Here is a 20,567-nt window from a genome sequence, read left to right on the forward strand (position 1 = left end):
GAACGTCAGATTATATGGGAGCGCGGGGCGCATCGACAACCCGGGCGAAGACCAGCACGCTGACCTCCGCCGCCTTGGCGCGGAGCAGGGCGCGGGCGCAGGCATCGACGGTCGCTCCGGTGGTCAGGACGTCGTCGACGATGACGATGCGTCGACCCTGCACGTCATGCAGGCGGTCTGGAGATACCTGGAATGCGCCTTGCACATTGCTGGCGCGCTGGGGGCGCGACAGCCCGACCTGCTGCTCCGTCGCGCGCACGCGGCGGAGCGCATCGCCCTGCAGGCGGACGCCGCTGGATCGGGCGATCACACGGGCGAGCGCGCCGGACTGGTTGTAGCGGCGGGAAAAGCCACGCCGCCAGTGCAAGGGTACGGGGACCACGAGATCGGCCTCGGCAAGCAGCTCGCGGCCGGCCCGGGCCATCCAGCGGCCCATGATCGGCGCCAGATCGGTGCGGTCCTGATATTTCAGCTGATGCACCAGGGTGCGGGCGACCTCGTCGTAGCGCACGGCGGCGCGGGCACGGGCGTAGGCCGGCGGCGCCGCGATCGCCTCCATCGACAGCAGTTCGGGCCCGGGGTCGTAGACGAAGGGAATGCCGAGCTTCGGGCAATACGGCCGCTCGATGAACGACAATTTGCCCCAGCACGCGGCGCAGACACCCTCGCCATCGACCGGCTCGCGGCAGGAGATGCACAGCGTCGGCAAGGCGATGTCGAGCGCGAGCTTGGCGACATGAGCGAGGCCCCCATGCAGCGCGTTGGCGGCTGCACGGATTCGCCCGGCGCTGATTGGAGCAAAGGTCACACCCATCTGTTGACGCTAGCGCCGCGACCGGCCCGGCTCAAGCGGCGCATTGCTCGCCCCGAAGGATCGGCGTAACCAGCCCCCATGACCCAGCCTGCCACAGCCCCCGTCCTGTTCGATCGACTGCTTCTTGCGCGCAGGCAACGGCGGGCTGCGCACGGGCCGGAGACATTCCTGCTGGAGCGCGTTGCCGAGGATCTCGGCGATCGTCTGGCCGCGGTGAACCGGACCTTCACGGATGTCGCCGACGTTTGGACCCCTGGTGCAGGACTGAAGCCGTATCTGCCTGGGTCCATCTCGCAGTTGGCGCATATTGCTCCACCCGACACGGCCGATGAGCGGTTGCCGCTCACGCCGCAATCGCTCGACCTAGCGCTGTCGGCGCTGGCCTTCCAGTTCGTCAACGATCTCCCCGGCCTGCTGGTGCAGATCCGCCGTGCCCTGCGGCCCGACGGTCTGTTGCTCGCGGCGATGATCGGCGGCGATACGCTGACCGAGCTGCGGCAGAGTTTTGCGGCGGCCGAGGCCGAATGCGAAGGCGGCGTGTCGCCGCGGGTTGCGCCGTTTGCCGATCTGCGCGACATCGGCGGCCTGTTGCAGCGGGCGGGCTTCGCGCTGCCGGTGACCGATGTCGACCGGGTCGTGGTGCGCTATGGCAGCGCGTTCGGCCTGATGCAGGACCTCCGCCGCATGGGCGCGGCCAACAGCCTGGTCGAGCGCCGCCGCACGCCGCTGCGCCGCGCCACCCTGCTGCGCATGGCCGAGATCTATGCCGAGCGCTTCGCCGATCCCGACGGCCGTATCCGCGCTACCTTCGACATCATCTGGATCTCCGGCTGGTCGCCGCATGACAGCCAGCAGAAGCCGCTGAAGCCGGGCTCGGCGACGGCGAGCTTGGAGGCGGCGGTGAAGCGTGTGCCGCACTCCAATGAGGGCGCCTAGCTACACTCGTCATCGCCGGGCTTGACCCGGCGATCCATCATCTTTTTCGCAGGATGATGGATGCGCGGGCCTTCGCCGCGCCGAAGGGCTTCGGCCCCGCAGGCGGGTCAAGCCCGCGCATGACGAGTGAGGGTGGGGACGGCGCAGCGGCTCACATCAGCAAATCGATCAGATGCGGCAGCAGCGGGATGTCCGCGGGCGGCATCGGATAGTCGCGCAGCTTGTTCGGCCGCACCCAGGCCAGTTGCTGGCCCTCGCGCGCGGTGACCATGCCCTCCCAGCGCCGGCAGATGTACAGCGGCATCAGCAGATGAAACGTCTCATAGGCATGGCTCGCAAAGGTCAGCGGCGCGAGGCAGGCTTCGCGCACGGTGATGCCGAGCTCCTCATCGAGCTCGCGGATCAGGCTGGCCTCGGGGCGTTCGCCAGGCTCGAGCTTGCCGCCGGGGAACTCCCAGAGGCCCGCGAGCGTCTTGCCGGGCGGCCGCTGCGCCAGCAGCACGCGATTGTCGGCATCGACGAGGGCGCAGGCGACCACGAGGGTGAGTTTCAAGTCGGGCATGATCCGGTCGGGGGGGGGGGCTGGGAGCGCGCGCCGCCGCTGGTTCAGACTGAACGAGCCGGCTGCGCTGGTGAGGATTTCTTAACCTAAGCCGTTTCGAGCCGTCTTTCCACGATTGAAATAAGCCAACCTTAATTGGCTCACGCGTATTTTCACGGGTGTCAGTCGTGGCTTCCTCATGGTTCGTTAGGCATCTTTCATGCGATTTTTAACTGACCTGCTCGCCCGCTTGCGCCGCGACGTCAGCGGCAATGTTGCCGTGACCTTCGCCATCGTCTGCGTGCCGGTGATCACGGCGGTCGGCTGCGGCATCGACTACAGCCGGAACAACCAGATGCGCGCCAAGCTGCAGGCGGCGGTGGACGCCGCGTCCGTCGGCGCGGTGTCGAGGACCGCGCCGGCCTTCATCGCGGCGGGTTCCATGACCGGCGACGGCCCGATCGCGGTCGGAAACGACGATGCGCGCAAGATCTTCAACGGCAACATGTCCGGGACGTCCGGCTATACGCTGAACAGTCTCACGCCGGACGTGAAGAAGTCGGGCTCGGTCGTGAGCGCCACGGTGTCGTTCTCGGCCACGGTGCCGACGATGTTCATGAGCATCGTCGGGTTCAAGACCATGACGCTGCAGGGCTCGTCGACGGCGAAGGCCTCGATGCCGAAATACATCGACTTCTACCTGCTGCTCGACAATTCGCCCTCGATGGGCGTCGCGGCGACGCCCGACGATGTGACCAAGATGGTCAACAACACGTCCGACAAGTGTGCCTTCGCCTGCCACGACTACAATGATTCCAACAACTACTATAATCTTGCGAAGAAGCTTGGCGTCACCACGCGCATCGACGTGCTGCGCAGCGCCACCCAGCAGCTGATGGACAAGGCGGCGGCCACGCAGACCTATCCCAATCAGTTCCGCATGGCGCTGTACGATTTCGGCGCGGCGTCGAAGACGATCGGCCTGCGCTCCTTGTTCGCGCTGTCGTCCAATTTGTCGAGCGCCAAGAGCGCCGCCGGGAATATCGACCTGATGGGTGTCTACGGCAACAACGATGCCTATACCGCCGACAAGGATACGCCGTTCTCGACTGTGTTCCCGGCGATCAACAACGAGATCTCGACGCCCGGTGACGGCACCACGGGCTCGCCGCTGAAATACCTGTTCTTCGTCTCCGACGGCGTTGCCGACGAAAGCAATGCGGCCTGCCTGAAGGCGAAGGCGAGCGGTAACCGATGCCAGTCGCCGCTCAATCCGGCGCTGTGCACCGCGCTGAAGAACCGCGGCATCAAGATCGCCGTGCTCTACACGACCTATCTGCAGCTGCCGACCAACAGCTGGTACATGAGCTGGATCGATCCCTTCAACAAGGGGCCGTTCGGGCCGTCGCCGAACAGCGAGATTGCGCAGAACATGCAAGCTTGCGCGTCCGACGGATACTACACCGAGGTGTCCCCGACCCAGGGCATCGCCGAAGCGCTGAGGAAGCTGTTCGACAGAGCGGTCGCCGACGCCCGGATCGCGAGTTGAGCGATTGCAGGGCGCCTCCGAGGGGGCGCTCCTCAGTTGCAGCCAGTCGGCTCAGGACCGGTAGTCGCCGTTGATCGCGACATACTCCTTGGTGAGGTCGCAGGTCAGCACGCGGTCGCGGCCCTTGCCGAGGCCGAGCGCGACCTTGATCTGAACTTTCTGCGCCTTCATGGCCTCGGAGACTTCCGCCTCGTCATAGGACGGATCGCGCGCGCCCTTCGACGCCACGCGGATGCCGTTGAACGAGATCGACAGTCTGTCGCGATCGGCCGGCTCGCCGGCCTTGCCGACGGCCATCACGACGCGGCCCCAATTGGCGTCCTCACCGGCGATCGCGGTCTTCACCAGCGGCGAGTTGGCAATGGACATGGCGATCTTGCGCGCCGACGGCTTGCTCTTGGCGCCCTCGACGATGATCTCGACCAGCTTGCGCGCGCCCTCGCCGTCGCGTGCGACCTGCTCGGCGAGGTCGGCCAGCACGGCGTTGAACGCCTTCACGAACGCCTTCGCGCGCGGATCGCTGGCGCGGCTGATCTTCGGCGCGCCCTTCGCCGCGGCGGCACCGGTGGCGAAGGCGAGCAGGGTGTCGGAGGTCGAGGTGTCGCCGTCGATCGTCACCGCATTGAACGTGTCCTCGACACCGGCCTTGAGCAGCGCCTGCAGCGCCGGCGCCGTGATCGGCGCGTCGGTGAAGACGAACGACAGCATCGTCGCCATGTCGGGCGCGATCATGCCGGCGCCCTTGGCCATGCCGTTGATCGTCACCTTGGCCTTGCCGAGCTTCACGGTGGCGGTCGCGACCTTCGGGAAGGTGTCGGTGGTCATGATGGCGCGCGCGGCGCCCATCCAGTCGTCAGGCGCGGCGGTGCCGGCGAGCCCTTCGAGCACGCCGTCGAACTTGGTGGCGTCAAGCGGCTCGCCGATGACGCCGGTGGAGGCGAGGAAGATCTCGTCCTGCTTGCAGCCGACCGCCTTGGCGGCGATCGCGGCCGTCAGCGCCGTCGATTGCTTGCCGGTCTTGCCGGTGAAGGCGTTGGCGTTGCCGGAATTGACCACCAGCGCGCGCGCCTTGCCGCCCTTCAATTTGGCGCGGCACCATTCGACCGGGGCCGACGGGCATTTCGACAGCGTGAACACGCCGGCGACCGTGGTGCCGGGATCGAGCAGCGCCAGCAGCACGTCGGTGCGGTTCTTGTAGCGGATGCCCGCCGCGGCGGTCGCGAGCCTGACGCCGGCCAGCGCCGGCATGTCGGGGACTTCGGTCGGGGCGAGCGGGGAGACGGCTGAGGACATCGGAGAGGCTTCCGGCAGGATTGGCGGGAAGCGCTCTGTATCATCTCGGTCAACGATACGGGAGAGGCTTGCAACACCCACGGTGTCATCCCCGCGAACGCGGGGATCCATAACCACAGGATTTCGTCGTGATCCGCGGTATGAGCCGCGTGCCCATTCCCAACATCACGCGGTATGAGTCCCGGCTCAAGGCCGGGACGACACCTGTTGTGACGCGGCGGTGACGGCTCTCTGACGACTGTCTTACAAGCTGACGCCGGCGCGCCTCAAGCGGAGCAAACCGCTTACTTCTTCGCCGGCTCGGCCGGCTTCGCGTCCGCCGGCTTGGCGGCATCGGCGGCCGGCTTGTCCATGCGCTCGATCTTCGCTGCCTCGCGCAGCTTGCTGACATAGTCGGCCTGGGCCTTGCGGGTCACGTAGGTCTCGATCTGGCTCTTGACCTGGTCGAACTCCGGCGGCTTGCGGTTGCGCTTCTCTTCCACCTTGATGATGTGCCAGCCGAACTGCGTCTTCACCGGGTCGGAGATCTTGCCCGGCTCCATCGCGAAGGCGACGTTGGCGAATTCCGGCACCATCTGCTCCTTGGTGAAGAAGCCGAGGTCGCCGCCATCCGACGCGCCCGGATCCTTCGACTTCTTTTTGGCGAGCTCGGCGAAGTCGGCGCCCTTGGCGAGTTCGGCCTTGACGGCCTTGGCCTCGTCCTCGGTCTCGACCAGGATGTGGCGCGCATGCACCTCCTGCTCGCCGCCGATCTGCTTGGAGGCTTCCTCATAGACCTTCTTCATCGAGTCCGGCGTGGTCGCGGCCTTGCCCTCGCTGGCGAGCAGGCTGTCCATCAGCAGGCGGTTGCGGGTGAAGGCGAGGCGCTTCTTGAAGTCTTCGCTGTCACCGACCTTCTTGTCCTCGGCCGCCTTGGCGACGAGCTTCATGTCGATCAGGAACGACAGCACGTTCTCGTCCTTGGTCGCCGGATCCATCTGGGCGAGGCTCGGCCCGAGCTCCTCCTCGGCGAGCGTGACGTCGCTCTTGCGGATTTCGGCGCCGTTCACCTTGGCCAGCACCGGGTTGGCATCGTCGGCGGCGCGCGCGGGGGCGACCAGCAGGGACAATGCGAGACTGCCGGCGAGAGCGGTGGCTAGGCCGAAGCGCAGGCCGGTTTTCGTAACCGGGAACGACGTGGTCATGGAAAATCCTTGTTCTGAAGAGGGGCTCGAGGGGCGTTACCTCTGGGCGGCGGGGACACTCGCCCAATCGTCGTGCCTTGGCAACGCGAAAAGTCTGTCAATTTCGTGAAATCGGCGACAGGTTCGGGGCGGATGTCCTGGTGTCGGGCGCCGTTGACAACGTTCCCCCCCAGCCATATCTCTGCCCGATCGCTTCAAGGGCGATAGCGCTTATTTTGCTGCGTTTTTGGCCGTTGAACCCTGGTTTGCTCGTCTCCCACTCATCTGACGGCCGCCTGATGGCGCCGACGTTCGAGCCTGGCGCGGCTGCTGCGGTGCATCACGCCGGGAACAGCAAACCCAAACCATGAGTTACGGCTGCAACGCAGACCCATTAGAGGCAGGATTTCAGCAATGATCGGCGCGCTCGCCCGTAAGCTTTTCGGCTCCGCCAATGACCGCCGCGTCAAGGGCTACCAGTCCCGCGTCAACGCCATCAACGCGCTGGAGCCGGAGCTCGCCAAGCTGTCGGACGAGGCCCTGAAGGCGCGCACCGAGGAGTTCAAGAAGCAGCTCGCCGACGGCAGGACGCTCGACGACATCCTGGTCCCGGCCTTCGCCACCGTCCGCGAGGCCTCCAAGCGCACCCTCGGCCAGCGTCATTTCGACGTCCAGCTGATCGGCGGCATGGTGCTGCACGAAGGCGACATCGCCGAGATGAAGACCGGCGAAGGCAAGACGCTGGTCGCGACCTTGGCGGTCTACCTCAACGCGCTGGCCGGCAACGGCGTCCATGTCGTGACGGTGAATGATTACCTCGCCCGCCGCGACGCCGGCTGGATGAGCCAGATCTACGGCTTCCTCGGCCTCACCACCGGCGTGATCGTGCATGGCCTCGACGATGCCGAGCGCAAGGCGGCCTATGCCTGCGACATCACCTACGGCACCAACAACGAATACGGCTTCGACTATCTGCGCGACAACATGAAGTACCGTCTGGAGGACATGGTCCAGCGCGGGCACTTCTTCGCGATCGTCGACGAGGTGGACTCGATCCTGATCGACGAGGCGCGCACGCCGCTGATCATCTCCGGTCCGCTCGACGACCGTTCCGAGTTCTACAACACCATCGACACCTTCGTGCCGAAGCTCGACAAGACCGACTACGAGGTCGACGAGAAGCAGCGCACGGTCACGTTGACCGAGGCCGGCATGGAGAAGATCGAGACCCTGCTGCGCGACGCCGGCCAGCTCAAGGGCGAGTCGCTGTACGACGTCGAGAACGTCTCCGTCGTGCACCACATCAACCAGGCGCTGCGTGCCCACACCCTGTTCACCCGCGACAAGGACTACATCGTCCGCGACGGCGAGGTGGTGATCATCGACGAGTTCACCGGCCGCATGATGCCGGGCCGGCGTTATTCGGAAGGCCTGCACCAGGCGCTCGAGGCCAAGGAGCACCAGCCGGTGCAGCCCGAGAACCAGACGCTGGCCTCGATCACCTTCCAGAATTACTTCCGCATGTACGCCAAGCTCGCCGGCATGACCGGCACGGCCGCGACCGAAGCCGACGAGCTGTTCGACATCTACAAGCTGGAAGTGCTGGAGATCCCGACCAATCTGCCGGTCGCCCGTCTCGACGAGGACGACGAGGTCTATCGCACCCAGCAGGAGAAATACGCCGCCATCCTCGCCGAGATCGAGCGCGCGAATTCGCGCCTGCAGCCGGTGCTGGTCGGCACGGCGTCGATCGAGAAGTCCGAGGTTCTGGCCGCCTACCTGAAGCAGCACGGCTACAAGCAGATCGATTTCGGCAGCGAGCGCGCGCTCGACAAGCTCTACGCGGCGGCCCGCGCCGGCAAGCCGGCCAAACTGTTCGCGGTGCTGAACGCGCGCTTCCACGAGCAGGAAGCCTATATCGTCGCCGAGGCCGGTGTGCCCGGTGCGATCACGATCGCAACCAACATGGCCGGTCGCGGCACCGACATCAAGCTGGGTGGTTCGCTCGAGATGCGCATCCAGCAGGAGGCCGCTGGCATCACCGACGAGGCCGAGAAGGCCGCCAAGATCGAGCAGATCAAGGCCGACATCGCCCGCTTCCGCGAGATCGTGCTGAAGGCCGAGGAGACCGTCGAGATCGAGCCGGCCAAGGGCTCCAAGGCGGCCAAGACCGTGACGAAGCCGGGCGGCCTCTACATCATCGGCTCCGAGCGCCACGAATCTCGCCGCATCGACAACCAGCTGCGCGGCCGATCCGGCCGCCAGGGCGATCCCGGCCGCTCGAAATTCTTCCTGTCGCTGGAAGACGATCTGATGCGGATCTTCGGCTCCGACCGGCTCGACAGCATGCTGACCCGCCTCGGCCTGAAGGAAGGCGAGGCCATCATCCACCCCTGGATCAACAAGGCGCTGGAGAAGGCACAGCAGAAGGTCGAGGCGCGCAACTTCGACATCCGCAAGAACCTGCTCAAATTCGATAACGTTCAGAACGACCAGCGCAAGGTGATCTTCGACCAGCGCGTCGAGCTGATGCAGGACGAGAGCGTGGTCGAGACCATCACCGACATGCGCCACGCCTTCATCGACGATCTCGTCAGCAAGCACGTGCCCGAGCATGCCTATGCCGAGCAGTGGGATGTCGCCGGCCTGAAGGAGGAGCTGAAGCGCGTGCTCGACCTCGACCTGCCGGTCGAGGACTGGGCCAAGGAAGAGGGCATCGCCGACGAGGAGCTGCTCAAGCGCATCGAGACCCATGCCGACGAGCGCATGGCCGCCAAGGTCGCGCAATGGGGTCCCGACGTGATGCGCTACGTCGAGAAGACCATCCTGCTGCAGACGCTGGACCATCTCTGGCGCGAGCACCTCGTGATGCTCGACCATCTGCGCCAGGTCATCGGCCTGCGCGGCTACGGCCAGCGCGATCCGCTACAGGAGTACAAGTCGGAAGCCTTCACGCTGTTCGAGGCGATGATCGCGCATCTGCGCGAGGCCGTCACCGCGCAGCTGATGCGCGTCGAGATCGTGCCGCCGGAGGAGCAGCAGCCGGTGTTGCCGCCGATGCAGGCGCATCATGCGGATCCGAACACGGGTGAGGACGAGATGGCCTTCGCCAACGTGTCGCTCGTGCCCTCATCGGGCGCCGCCCCGGTCCCGGCCGAAGCGCGCAACCCCAACGACCCCACCACCTGGGGCAAGATCGGCCGCAACGAGGACTGCCCCTGCGGCAGCGGCAAGAAGTACAAGCACTGCCACGGGCGGTACGCGTAAGCGCGGCCGCCCCCTCACCATCGTCATCGCGAGCGTCAGCGAAGCGATCCAGAGTCCCGCCAACGACTCTGGATTGCTTCGCTTCGCTTCGCTCGCAATGACGCTGTTGCGCGAGTTGCGCGCCAAATCACCGCTGTCATCCCGGCGAACGCCGGGATCCATAACCACAGGATGATGTTGTGAGGCAGGCTGGGCGCTCCAGCGTGCCTGCTCATTTCTGCTGAGGTGTATGGGTCCCGGGTCGGCGCACATCGGCGCGATGCGCCGACGTGCTTGCCCGGGACGACACCGAGAGTGGATCACACAGCTTCCGAGGAAGGATCAGGCCGCCTTGGAGGCGTCGACCTGCGCGCCTTCCGCAATCGTCCTTGGCGCCGTGTTGAGCTGCTCGATCGCGAAGCCCGCGGCCTTCTTGTAGTTGGCCATGAACGCCTCGCGCTCGGCCGGCGGCACAACCTCGTCAATGTTGGTGAACTTGCCGCCGCAGCGCTCGTCGACCAGGTTGAGCAGGCCGAACGGCCCAGCGCCACGGTTGCGCAGGATGACCGCCGAAATCGGGCCGCACAGCTTCTCGTCATACGCCGCCAGCGCCGCCGGGGTGACGCCGTGCGCCAGCAGCATGGTGCCGAGCACGCGGGCGTCGACGATCGCCTGGCTCGCGCCGTTGCTGCCGGTCGGATACATCGCATGGGCGGCGTCGCCCATCAGCGCGACCGGGCCGTCGACCCAGGTCGAGACCGGATCGCGGTCGATCATCGGGTTCTCATAGGCGCCGTCGGCGCAGCCAATCAGCGCGGGGACGTCGAGCCAGTCGTAGGTCCAGCCCGCGAAATGATGCGCGAACTCGGCGGTCGGCACCTGGCGGAACCAGCCGGTCTGCTTCCAGCCCTCGGTGTTGTCCATCGTCACTTCCGCGATCCAGTTGATCAGCGCGAGGCCTGTCTTGGGATCGGGATGCGAGATCGGATACACCACGACGCGATGCCGGTGGGTGCCCAGCCCCACGAAGGACGAACCGGTGCGCATCGGCTTCGCCCAGGTGACGCCGCGCCACATCACCGCACCGCCCCAATGGATCGGCGGCTGCGTGGGATGCATCTGCGCGCGCACCGCCGAATGAATGCCGTCGGCGCCGATCAGCAGGCGTCCGCGCTGCTCCGAGCGCGAGCCATCGGCGTGCTCGATGCGCGCCGTCATCGTGCCATCCGCGTTCTTCTCATAGCCGCTGACGCGACTGCCGAGCCGGACGGTCTGTGCGCCCGCGCGCTGCACCAGCCGGCTGTACAGCAGCATGTGCAGCTTGCCGCGATGCACCGCATATTGCGGCCAGTTGTAGCCGGCGAGCAGCCCGCGCGGCTCGGAATAGATGTCGTTGCCGTTCAGCCCGACCAGCGCCCATTCCTTCGCGGGCACGCCGACCTGGTCGAGATCATCAGGCCCGATGCCGAGGTCGTACAGCTCCCGCACAGCGTTGGGCTGCAAATTGATGCCGACCCCGAGCGGCCGCATCTCGCGCACGCTCTCGTAGACCATGCAGGGCACGCCGATCTGCTGCAGCGTGAGCGCGGTCGCGAGGCCGCCGATGCCGCCGCCGGCGATGAGGACAGGAAGGTCGGTCATGGGCATGGTCCTGGCAGGTCCGTCGCAGGTGAACTCAACAGAATTTCGGAAGAGAAGCCGAAAGGGGATGCATGCACGGCGTTTGCTGCGCCTGCGGATCGCCTCCCCTCGATTCCTCCTGGCCAGCCTTGCCGGCTGGTCTCATGTGGTTAAGGCCTAGTTCAGAAGGCCAGCGGAAACAAGAGGAATGGGCATTGCGCGCTGGCGTGGTAGGCTGGTGCCATGCAGCGCTCATGTCTTTCGCTCGTCTCCGCGTTCCTGGTCGCGGTCGTCGGTAGCCCGGCGATGGCCTTCGATATCGAGGCGCATCGCGGCGGGCGTGCGCTGTATCCGGAGAACACGCTGCAGGCCTTTGCGGCCGCGCTGGCGCTTGGCGTCGACACGCTCGAGCTCGACGTCGGTGTCACCCGCGATGGCGTGCTGGTCGTCTCGCATGAGCGGCGGCTCAATCCCGATCTCGCAAGGGATGCAGCCGGCAACTACGTCGCGCCGCCCGGGCCGCTACTGATCGATCTGCCGCTGTCTGAAGTGCAGTCCTACGATGTCGGCCAGATCCGTCCCGCTAGCGACTATGCCAAGCAGTTTCCGTTTCAGCAGGTGCTCACCGGCGGCGTGCCGCCGCCGCGGATTCCGACCCTGAAGCAGGTCATCGATCTCGTCCGGCGTTCGGGCGTGGAGCACGCGCGCTTGAATATCGAGACCAAGCTCGATCCTGCGCTTACCGGAGAAGCTCCGGAGCCTGATCGGTTCGTCGCCTTGCTGCTCGACCTGATCGAGGCTGAGAACTTGACCGGCCGCGTCATGATCCAGTCGTTCGACTGGCGCACCTTGCAATTGGTGCAGCGGCGCGCACCAAACATCCCGACCGTCTATCTGTCCCGGCAGGGTGGCAAGACGCCGACGGTCTCGCTGACGGAAGCCACGCGCTGGACGGCCGGCTTCAGTCCCGCGGACTACGGTGGCTCGCTGCCGCGCACAATCAAGTCCGCGGGCGGTAAGGTCTGGTCGCCGTACTACACCGAGGTCTCGCCGGAGCTGGTCGATGAGGCGCATGCGCTCGGTCTGCAGGTCGTGGTGTGGACCGTCAACAAGCCGGAGGACATGGCGCAACTGATGGATGTCGGTGTCGACGGTATCATTTCCGATTGGCCGAACCTGTTGCGTCGTGTTGCGGTCGACAAAGGATTGGCAAAGCCGCTCATATTGGATGTCGAACGGCTGGAGCCGGGCATTCCGATCAAATAAATGGCGCTCTCACTCTCCACGTCTTCATGGCCGGGCTGTCCCGGCCATCCACGTCGTTCGGCACGCCGCACGGCGTGGATGCCCGGGCCTTCGCCGCGCCGAAGCGGCTTCGGCCGCGCAGGCGGGACAAGCCCGGGCATGACGGAGCAACGAACTGACTTGATCGTTTGTTGCGACGGCTCTCTATCTTCCCATGAGACGCCGCACGCCAGGAGCCTGGACGGAGGATGACGCGTCCGCCGCTCACCCCATCACCACCTCATGCCGGATCACGAACGGCGCCAGCAAGGTGTGCACCTCGTTCTCGATCGCCTCGCGTTGCTCCGCCGGCACGTTGCGCAGGGTCACCGTGGCGAGGCTGCCGTGGCTGCCATGGGCAGCGACCTTGACGCTGCAATCGATGCCGCGGTCGGTCAGTTGCGACAGCACCTTGGCGAACACCCGCGTCGCGGCGTCCCAGCGCAGCTGCGGCTTGAACACCTTGCCGACGCCGGTCACCGGCATCGGATCGATCGGGATGATCTGCACCGGCACCGCGGCGCGCTCGGGCGTGCGCGCACGCACCCAGTCCTCCAGCTCACCCGGCTGCACGCTCGCGCCAGGCTTGAGCTGGACGTAGCCGATCGGCAGCTCGCCGGCGTAGGCGTCGGGCTGGCCGACCACCGCGGCGAAGCCGACCGAGGGATGCTGGAACAGGATCTCCTCGATCGGCGCCGGATCGATGTTGTGGCCGCCGCGGATCACGAGGTCCTTGGCGCGGCCGGTGATCCACAGGAAGCCGTCGGCATCGAGCCGGCCGAGATCGCCGGAGTTGACCCAATGGCCGTCGACGAAGGCGCCCTTGTTGTGGCCGTCGTCGAGATAGCCGGAGAACACGCCGGGTCCGGCCATGATGACGACGCCGATCTCGTCCGCCGCGCAGTCGCGCTCATAACGGCCATCGGCATCGAGCTTGACGATGCGCACTTTTGCGTAGGGCACGGGGAGGCCGACCGAGCCGAGCCGGATCGGCTGGTCCGGATAGGCCATGGTGTGCACGCTCGCCGTCTCGGTCATGCCGTAGACCTCGATCACCGGCAGCTTCAGCTTGTCCATGATCGCCTGGCCCACCGCGACCGGAATCGCGGATCCGCCGCCGGCGGCATAGCGCAGGCTGGAAATGTCGGCGCTACCCTGCGGCACCGCCAGCGTCGCCGCGAGCACGGTCGGCACGCTCGACAGCGTCTCCGGCCTGAAGCGCTCGACAAGACCCCAGATGTTGCGCACCGCATTCGGATTGCGCCAGCCGGCGCCGGAGAGCACGACGAGGCTGCCGCCGGCGGAGAGCGTCTGCAGCGCCTGCGTCAGCGAGCCGCCGACATGGAACAGCGGCATGCCGAACAGCAAGGTGCCGCCGGGCTTGGCCTTCAGGATCAGGTTGATCGCCCAGGCCTGGTAGACTTGGTTGCCGTGGCTGTGACGCACCAGCTTGGGCGTGCCGGTGGTGCCGCCGGTGTGGAAATAGGCTGCGGTGTCGCTGGCCTTGATCTGCCGGCCGCTGACGAGATGATCGCCCGGCTGCGGCTTGATCAGGTCGTTGAAGGCGTGGATGCCGTTGGCCGGATCGCCGCCACCGCCATAGACCTGCACGATCGCCTTGAGGTGTTTCAGGCCGCCGCGGACCTTCTCGACCTTCTGCCAGATGTCGGTGCCGGGCAGGGGGCCGAGCGCCACCAGCACCTTGGTCTCGGCAGCGTCGAGAATCTCGGCGATCTGGTGCGGCTCGAGCAGCGGATTGACGGGATTGGCGATCCCCGCGGCCTCCGCGCCGAACAGCGTGATGAACGCTTCCGGCACCAGCGGCAGCATGAAGCTGACGACGTCATCGGGGCCGACGCCGAGCGCGTGAAACATGTTGGCCGCCTGCGTCACCTTCGCGATCAAGTCGCGATAGGTGATCACGACCGGCGTATCGGCCGGATCGGCATTCTGCAGAAACTGGATCGCCGGCGCGTACGGATTCGCCGTCGCTCCGCACTTCAGCGCCTCATACGTGCTCTCAGCGGCGATGCGGTCGCCGTAAGGCGTCTGCTCGAAGGCGCGGATGTCAGCCGTGCTGGCGAATGTCGGATAGTCGCTGCCGATGGCGCGATCGAGCAGATGAATGCCCATAGGAATGCCCATGGCCTGTCCTCCCTGTGTCGTGTCCTCGTCCGGCCATGCGAGGCCGGTGATCGCGCGCGGGCTCTGTGGCCCGTTCGTCGCGATCGTCAGATGACAAGATGAGGGAGGATTCGTCTTGCGTCTATCCCGGCGTTGCCGGACGGCCCGACACATTTGCCGCAGTCGAGGGGGCGAGGCGCGGTCAAGTCCTCATGATGCGGCGCGAAGATTACTCCGACCTCCGCGTCATTGCGAGCGCAGCGAAGCAATCCAGGGTGGTGGGCGGGACTCTGGATTGCTTCGCGGAGCCTGTCATCGGGCCGCGCTTCGCGCGAACCCATTGGCTCGCAATGATGGAAAATAGAGCAGCGCAGCGTCGGCTCAGCTCGCCGCGTCGATCAAATTCTCCAGCAGCCGCTTCAGCTCACCCGTGGCCTTGTCGCCGTAGTTCTCCAGGATGTGCGCCTCCTGGCTGGCGGCCAGCGAGTTCAGCCGCTTGCACAGCGCCTTGCCGCGGTCGCTGATGAACATCAGCACCTTGCGGCGGTCATTCGCATCCTGGCGGCGGTAGACCAGCGAGTCCGACACCATGCGGTCGATCATCTTGGTCAAGGTCGGATGGTTCAGCAGCACGGCTTCGGCGAGGTCGCCCATCGAATGCCCCTCGCCGTCCGACAGCACCTTGAGGATGCGCCATTGCTCGACGGGCACGCCCTCCGTGCTCAGGCGCGATTCCAACTGCCGGTTGATCTCCCGGTTGGCCTGCGCGAGCAGATAGGCGAGATGTTCGGTGAGGGGGGTGTTGGGATGGGGCGGTTTGGCCACGGTGAATTTCGCTTGCGGTCCCGATTTGAATGAATGTCCGGCAGTTGCTGCCCGATCTATATGCATCCCAATTCTTGAACATTCAACATTTTCGAATAGGATATTTGTCGAACGCGTGCTGATTTTGACGGCGTATGACCGCCGGCCCACAGTGTCGGGCCAACCATGGTTGCGGGCCAAGGAGTGGGTGTGCTCTCGACAGGATCCGTCACGGGTGGGCGCGTCAGCCTGCCGCCATCCCTGCTGTTCAGGAGCCCGCCCCAACGGAGCGGCCTGCCGTCGCTGGCCCCGTTCGATCCCGACAGCATCACGCGCCGCGGCTCCCGCAGCAAATTGCGCATCGGCAATTTCATCACCTTCTCCGGTTCGCCCGGCATCTGGGGTCCCGCCGCGACCAACAGCGCGCTGCTGGCCGTGTCCGAGCTCAACCGGCGCGGCGGCATCCTCGGACGCGAGATCGAGTTGTCGTTCTACGATTCCGGCGGCCCGGTCGATGACGTCGTCACGCGCGCCCGTGACGCGCTCGAGTTCGACGGCATCGACATCGTGATGGGCTCGCATATCAGCGCGGTGAGGCTGGCGCTGCGCCGGCTGACACGCGGTCGCATCCCTTATGTCTACACGCCGGTCTACGAAGGCGGCGAGCGCACGTCCGGCGTGATGGCGATCGGCGAGACGCCGCACAGCCAGACGCGGCCGGCGATCCATTGGCTGGCGGAGAACAAGGGCGCCAAGCGCTGGTACCTGATCGGCAGCGATTATGTCTGGCCGTGGCAGTCGCACCGCTCCACCAAGACCTACATCACCGAAGCCGGCGGCCACGTCGTCGGCGAGGAATTCGTTCCCGTCGGTGAGGACGACCACGAGGCGCATCTGGCGCGCATCCGTGCCGCCAAGCCCGACGTCGTGCTGATCTCGCTGATCGGCACCGACAGCATCACCTTCAACCGGGCGTTCGGCGAATCCGGCCTCGCCGCGACCACCTTGCGTCTCGCCGGCGCCGTCGACGAAACCGTGCTGCTCGGCATCGGCGCCGACAACACCGAGAATCTCTACTCCGCCTCCGGCTATTTCAATTGCATCGGCTCCAAGGCCAATGACGACTTCCTGGGCGGTTACACTGCGATGTTCGGCGCCGAGGCGCCGCCGGTCGGCTCCGTCGGCCAGTCCAACTACGAAGGTCTGCGCTTCCTGAAAGCCGCCGCGGAGCGCGCCGGCTCATTGTCCCTGCACCCGCTCGCCGAAGCCGGCCGCAACATCGTCTACTCCGGCCCCCGCGGCGACGTCACCCTCCGTCACGGCCGCGCCGCCATGGCCATGCACCTCGCCGCTGCCGACGGCCTGGATTTCAGGATCATCCGTACGTTCTGAGCGCCGCCCGCGCAGGCGGCTCGCGAGACGTTCCTCTCTCTCCACGTCGTCATGGCCGGGCTTGTCCCGGCCATCCACGTCGGCCGGCATGCTGAGAACGACGTGGATGCCCGGGACAAGCCCGGGCATGACGGAGTAACTGATCGGCAGGATCGCTCGTCAGGGAAACTCCGCATCTTCACATGTGATAGCCCTGCCCTCCAGGGGAGGGTGGCACCTGCTCACGCAGCCGCGGCGCTCTTGGCCGGCGCTTCCGCGGACGGCGCGACCTCCACCTCCCGGATCATCTTGCTGATCGCCTCCTGCGGCATCGGCTTGCCGAACAGAAATCCCTGCACGCTGGTGCAGCCTTCCTCGCGCAGGAAGGCGAGGTGCTGCTCGGTCTCGACGCCCTCGGCCAGCACGGGAATGTTCAGGCTGCGGCCCAAGAGCAGCGTCGCCTTGACGATCGCCGCCGCATGCACGCTGGTCTCGACCGACTGGATGAAGCTCTTGTCGACCTTGATCTTGTCGAACGGAAACACCTGCAGGGTCGACAGCGACGAATAGCCGGTGCCGAAATCGTCCATCGCCACGGTGACTCCGATCCCCTTCAGCGCCTGCATCACCTGCAGCGCGTGCTGGCGGTCGGCGATGATGCCGGTCTCCGTCAGCTCGATCTCCAGCCGTTCCGGCGCCAAGCCCGTCTCGCGCAGCACTTCGGCGACACGCTTCGGCAGGTCGTGGTTGAGCTGCATCGGCGCGACGTTGACGGCGACCTTGAACGGCTGGCTCCAGCTCGCCGCGGTGGCGCAGGCGGTGCGCAGCACCCAGTCGCCGATGTCGACGATCAGTCCGGTTTGCTCGGCCATCGGGATGAAATCGTTCGGCGGCACGCGGCCCTTCACCGGATGATTCCAGCGCAGCAGCGCCTCGAAGCCGATGATCCCGCCGCTCTGCGTGTCGTTCTGTACCTGGTAATGCAGCTCGAACTCGTCGCGGATAAGCGCGCGCTTCAGGTCGATCGCGAGCTCGGCACGGCGCCGGCTGGCCTCGTCCATCGACGGCTCGTAGGTGCAGATCTTCCCCTGGCCGAGGCTCTTGGCGCGATACATCGCAAGATCGGCGCGGGTGAGCAGCTCGTCGGCGGTCAGGCCGTGCTCGGGATAGAGCGCGATGCCGATGCTGCAGCCGACCGAGAGGCTGCGCTCCTCCCATTCGACCGGCGTCAGCACCAGCGTGCGCATGCGTTCGGCGAACTTCGCGGCTTCGGTGCGCGCGAAGATCTCGCTCTTGACCGCGACGAACTCGTCGCCGCCGATCCGCGCCAGGAATTCGCCGGGCTGCAACGTCGCCGCGATGCGCCGGGCGATCGTGGTGAGCACGGCGTCGCCGGCGGCATGGCCATGCGCGTCGTTGATGTCCTTGAACCGGTCGAGGTCGATCGCGAGCACCACCAGATGCGCGGTCTCGTCGCCTTCCGCCAGCAGCGGCGTCAGCCGCTGTCCCAGGCCGTTGCGGTTGGGCAGGCCGGTGAGCGGGTCCTGCAGCGCCAGCTGCCGATAGCCTTCGACCGCCTCCTGCGCCGCCTGCATGTCGATCATGTAGGCCGAGGCCGCCATCGCCATGATCAGGCCGATGCCGGTGACGATGCTGATCAGCATCACGCCGTCGGACAGCGCCTGCGCGGGCGCATCGGCTCCGGCCATCGGCGCCAAGGTGAGGGCCGCCATGCCGGTGAAATGCAGGCTGAGGATCGCCAGCACCATCGCCAGCGAGCTGCCATATTTGCAGAAGCGCGTGACCGGGCGCGCGATCCGGTTGGCGGCGACGGCGCCGAAGCCCATTGCCAGCACGATCGAGAGCCAGATCGCCGGCACGTGCCACGTCCTGATGCCCTGGAGATTGAGTGCGCCCATGCCGGTGTAATGCATCGCGGCGATGCCGAAGCCGAACACCGCGCCGCCGATCTCGATCAGCGGGCCACGCTGCGTGCGGGTGGTGATGAAGAAGCCGAGCCAGGAAAACGCGACGGCGAGGCCGAGCGAAGCAAAGGTGAGGCCCGCTTCGAACGAGCGGTTGCCGGGCGCATCATAGCCGAGGATGGCGGCGAAATGCGTCGTCCACACCGTGCCGCCGGCGACCAGCCCGGCCAGAAACAGCAGATGAAGCCGGCGCAGGCCGGCGTTGCGGCGAACGCGCGCGAGCAGGCGCATCGACAGGATGGAGCCGAGCACACAGACCAGCAGCGCGGCGGTCACATAGCGCAGATCATGATTGGCAGGCAGGCAGGACAGGATCGTCAACATCGGCAATGAACCCTCACGCAGGCCAGCTACGAACCAAGGCGCGCCGCGTTTTGGCGCACGGGATTCGCGGTTAGCAAAGCGTCAACGCGAGGCAGCACATCTGCCCGCGCCAAATCACGCATCCAAGTCATGCATGAGGTCTGCAAGCCGATGATTAAGGGCGGCGCGATGGTCTTCTGGTTCCCAGAAGGAACTGGGGACATCGTGACGAAAAGACCAACGACGCGTGTCACTCTGTGCCGAGCTGGAACCGGCCGGCTGTTCGCTGGCCACATCGCGCGGCAACGGCCTTGTCGGTGACGACCGGCGGCGAGGTGCCCCGTAGCAGCCGATGGCGGTGATCTCGTTGTCGCGAACGACGCCAGCGCGCAGCGCGTCTCCGGACGAGGCTTCGCCTCGCCGGGACCATGCGGCCCGTGAGCGCCCGGCACGCTCCGTTGGGTTGCTCCGCTGCCCCGCCCCCCTCGGCCGCAGCCGCCCGCGCCACACGCGCTTTTGTGAAACCCCCGGGCCGGAACGGGTTGCCGCTCCATGACGGAATTAATACGATCCGATGTCAGTCACATGAAAATTGGAGTGCCGGATGCGTGCGCAGTCGCGAGCCCTGTCGAACCCCGTCGCTCTGTGGTGGGCGATGCTGACCCTCGTCAGCCTCGCCAACATCGTGTTCTGGTTCATCCTGTATCGCCAGCTGCATGGCGGCAGCGTCGCCGTCAGCCAGTCGCCGGAGACCGGCCAGATGCTGGCGCTGTCGGCGGCCTATGTGTTCGGCTGCGCCTTCCGCTCGGTGCTGCCGCGCGCCGACGTGCAGCGCATCTGCCTGGTCGACAGCTGGCTGTCGAGCGTGTTCGTCGGCCGCACCGTCGCGACCATCGCCGAGATCGCCTTTGCGGCGCAGTGGGCGATCATCCTGGCGCAGCTCGGCGCCATCGCGGATGCGGAGACCGCCGTCAACATGGCGCGCCTGATCGTGCCGATCATCGTCGTCGCCGAGATCTGCTCCTGGTACGCCGTCGTCACCAAGAACTTCCTCTACAACGCGATCGAGAATTCGCTGTGGGCGGTGGCCTTCCTGTTCGTCGGCATCGGCCTCGGCCGTCTGCTGCCGGAGTTCGACGGACTGGTGCGCGGGCTCTTGATCGCAGGCCTGATCGGCATCGCCTGCTATCTCGCCTTCCTCGTCGTGATCGACGTGCCGATGTATGTGAAGCGCTGGCGCATCGAGCGCGCCGCCGGCAAGCCGCTGCTGCATCCGCTGGTCGGATTGCGCGATTCCGCCACGCAGTGGACGGTCACCCACGAATTCGAGCACTGGAAGGAAGAGATCGCCTGGATGTCGCTGTATTTCAGCGCCGCGGTCTGGGGCTCCCTGGCGCTGTGCGCGCTGTCGGCGATGAATGGTCCCACGCCGCAGGTTCGCGCCCAGGCCGCGGCGCCGTCCGCCATCGTCCAGCCGGCGGCGCTGCGCTGAGCTTGAGAACCGCGACGAACGACCCGCGGTGATCCGCACCGC

The 20,567-nt window shown here is 66.3% G+C and carries 14 protein-coding genes; 6 read left to right on the plus strand and 8 right to left on the minus strand.

Features of this window, described 5'->3' with window-relative positions:
* Positions 1–10: 10 nt before the first annotated feature.
* Positions 11–814, minus strand: a complete 804-nt coding sequence (locus QX108_RS29465; RefSeq protein ID WP_315723919.1) for a ComF family protein — start codon at positions 812–814, stop codon at positions 11–13.
* A 78-nt stretch (positions 815–892) separates the two neighbouring features.
* On the opposite strand from QX108_RS29465, the gene QX108_RS29470 reads away from it, so the two are divergent.
* Positions 893–1,750 carry a methyltransferase domain-containing protein gene (locus tag QX108_RS29470; protein ID WP_315787670.1) on the plus strand — a complete coding sequence of 286 codons (858 nt, stop codon included), beginning with the start codon at positions 893–895 and terminating at the stop codon, positions 1,748–1,750.
* A 151-nt stretch (positions 1,751–1,901) separates the two neighbouring features.
* Here the strand turns inward: QX108_RS29470 and QX108_RS29475 are convergent, their stop codons facing one another.
* Complete coding sequence (locus QX108_RS29475; RefSeq protein ID WP_172114471.1) at positions 1,902–2,312, minus strand: (deoxy)nucleoside triphosphate pyrophosphohydrolase; 411 nt, start codon at positions 2,310–2,312, stop codon at positions 1,902–1,904.
* 199 nt (positions 2,313–2,511) lie between these two features.
* On the opposite strand from QX108_RS29475, the gene QX108_RS29480 reads away from it, so the two are divergent.
* Positions 2,512–3,840 (plus strand): TadE/TadG family type IV pilus assembly protein, encoded by a 1,329-nt coding sequence (locus QX108_RS29480; RefSeq protein ID WP_315787672.1) that lies wholly within the window; start codon positions 2,512–2,514, stop codon positions 3,838–3,840.
* Between the two features lie 51 nt (positions 3,841–3,891).
* On the opposite strand, the gene argJ is transcribed toward QX108_RS29480, so the two are convergent.
* Together argJ and QX108_RS29490 are read right to left on the minus strand one after the other, a co-directional pair.
* Positions 3,892–5,133, minus strand: coding sequence for a bifunctional glutamate N-acetyltransferase/amino-acid acetyltransferase ArgJ (gene argJ / locus QX108_RS29485; protein ID WP_315787674.1), 1,242 nt, complete (start codon positions 5,131–5,133; stop codon positions 3,892–3,894).
* A gap of 284 nt (positions 5,134–5,417) precedes the next feature.
* Positions 5,418–6,317 carry a peptidylprolyl isomerase gene (locus QX108_RS29490; protein WP_315723928.1) on the minus strand — a complete coding sequence of 300 codons (900 nt, stop codon included), beginning with the start codon at positions 6,315–6,317 and terminating at the stop codon, positions 5,418–5,420.
* 393 nt (positions 6,318–6,710) lie between these two features.
* Between QX108_RS29490 and secA the strand changes: the two genes are divergently transcribed.
* Complete coding sequence (gene secA, locus QX108_RS29495) at positions 6,711–9,563, plus strand: preprotein translocase subunit SecA (protein ID WP_315787676.1); 2,853 nt, start codon at positions 6,711–6,713, stop codon at positions 9,561–9,563.
* A gap of 321 nt (positions 9,564–9,884) precedes the next feature.
* On the opposite strand, the gene QX108_RS29500 is transcribed toward secA, so the two are convergent.
* The gene (locus QX108_RS29500) at positions 9,885–11,183 is read right to left on the minus strand and encodes a flavin-dependent oxidoreductase (protein WP_315787678.1); all 1,299 of its coding nucleotides are present in this window, start codon (positions 11,181–11,183) and stop codon (positions 9,885–9,887) included.
* Positions 11,184–11,405: 222 nt separating this feature from the next.
* Between QX108_RS29500 and QX108_RS29505 the strand changes: the two genes are divergently transcribed.
* A complete protein-coding gene (locus tag QX108_RS29505; protein ID WP_315787680.1) occupies positions 11,406–12,428 on the plus strand; it encodes a glycerophosphodiester phosphodiesterase in 1,023 nt (340 codons plus the stop codon).
* A 243-nt stretch (positions 12,429–12,671) separates the two neighbouring features.
* On the opposite strand, the gene QX108_RS29510 is transcribed toward QX108_RS29505, so the two are convergent.
* Positions 12,672–14,591: an acyl-CoA synthetase gene (locus QX108_RS29510; protein WP_315787682.1), complete on the minus strand. Its 1,920-nt coding sequence runs from the start codon at positions 14,589–14,591 to the stop codon at positions 12,672–12,674.
* 360 nt (positions 14,592–14,951) lie between these two features.
* Entirely contained in the window at positions 14,952–15,395 is a 444-nt protein-coding gene (locus QX108_RS29515) for a MarR family transcriptional regulator (protein ID WP_315723938.1), read from the minus strand.
* A gap of 189 nt (positions 15,396–15,584) precedes the next feature.
* Between QX108_RS29515 and QX108_RS29520 the strand changes: the two genes are divergently transcribed.
* Positions 15,585–16,766: a substrate-binding domain-containing protein gene (locus QX108_RS29520; protein WP_315787685.1), complete on the plus strand. Its 1,182-nt coding sequence runs from the start codon at positions 15,585–15,587 to the stop codon at positions 16,764–16,766.
* A 221-nt stretch (positions 16,767–16,987) separates the two neighbouring features.
* Here the strand turns inward: QX108_RS29520 and QX108_RS29525 are convergent, their stop codons facing one another.
* Positions 16,988–19,054, minus strand: coding sequence for a putative bifunctional diguanylate cyclase/phosphodiesterase (locus QX108_RS29525; protein ID WP_315786819.1), 2,067 nt, complete (start codon positions 19,052–19,054; stop codon positions 16,988–16,990).
* Between the two features lie 583 nt (positions 19,055–19,637).
* Between QX108_RS29525 and QX108_RS29530 the strand changes: the two genes are divergently transcribed.
* Entirely contained in the window at positions 19,638–20,525 is an 888-nt protein-coding gene (locus tag QX108_RS29530) for a hypothetical protein (RefSeq protein ID WP_315723942.1), read from the plus strand.
* The last annotated feature ends 42 nt before the right edge of the window (positions 20,526–20,567 follow it).

It is taken from the genome of Bradyrhizobium sp. SZCCHNR1002 (assembly GCF_032381435.1).
In the GTDB taxonomy this organism is placed as follows: Bacteria; Pseudomonadota; Alphaproteobacteria; order Rhizobiales; family Xanthobacteraceae; genus Bradyrhizobium; species Bradyrhizobium aeschynomenes.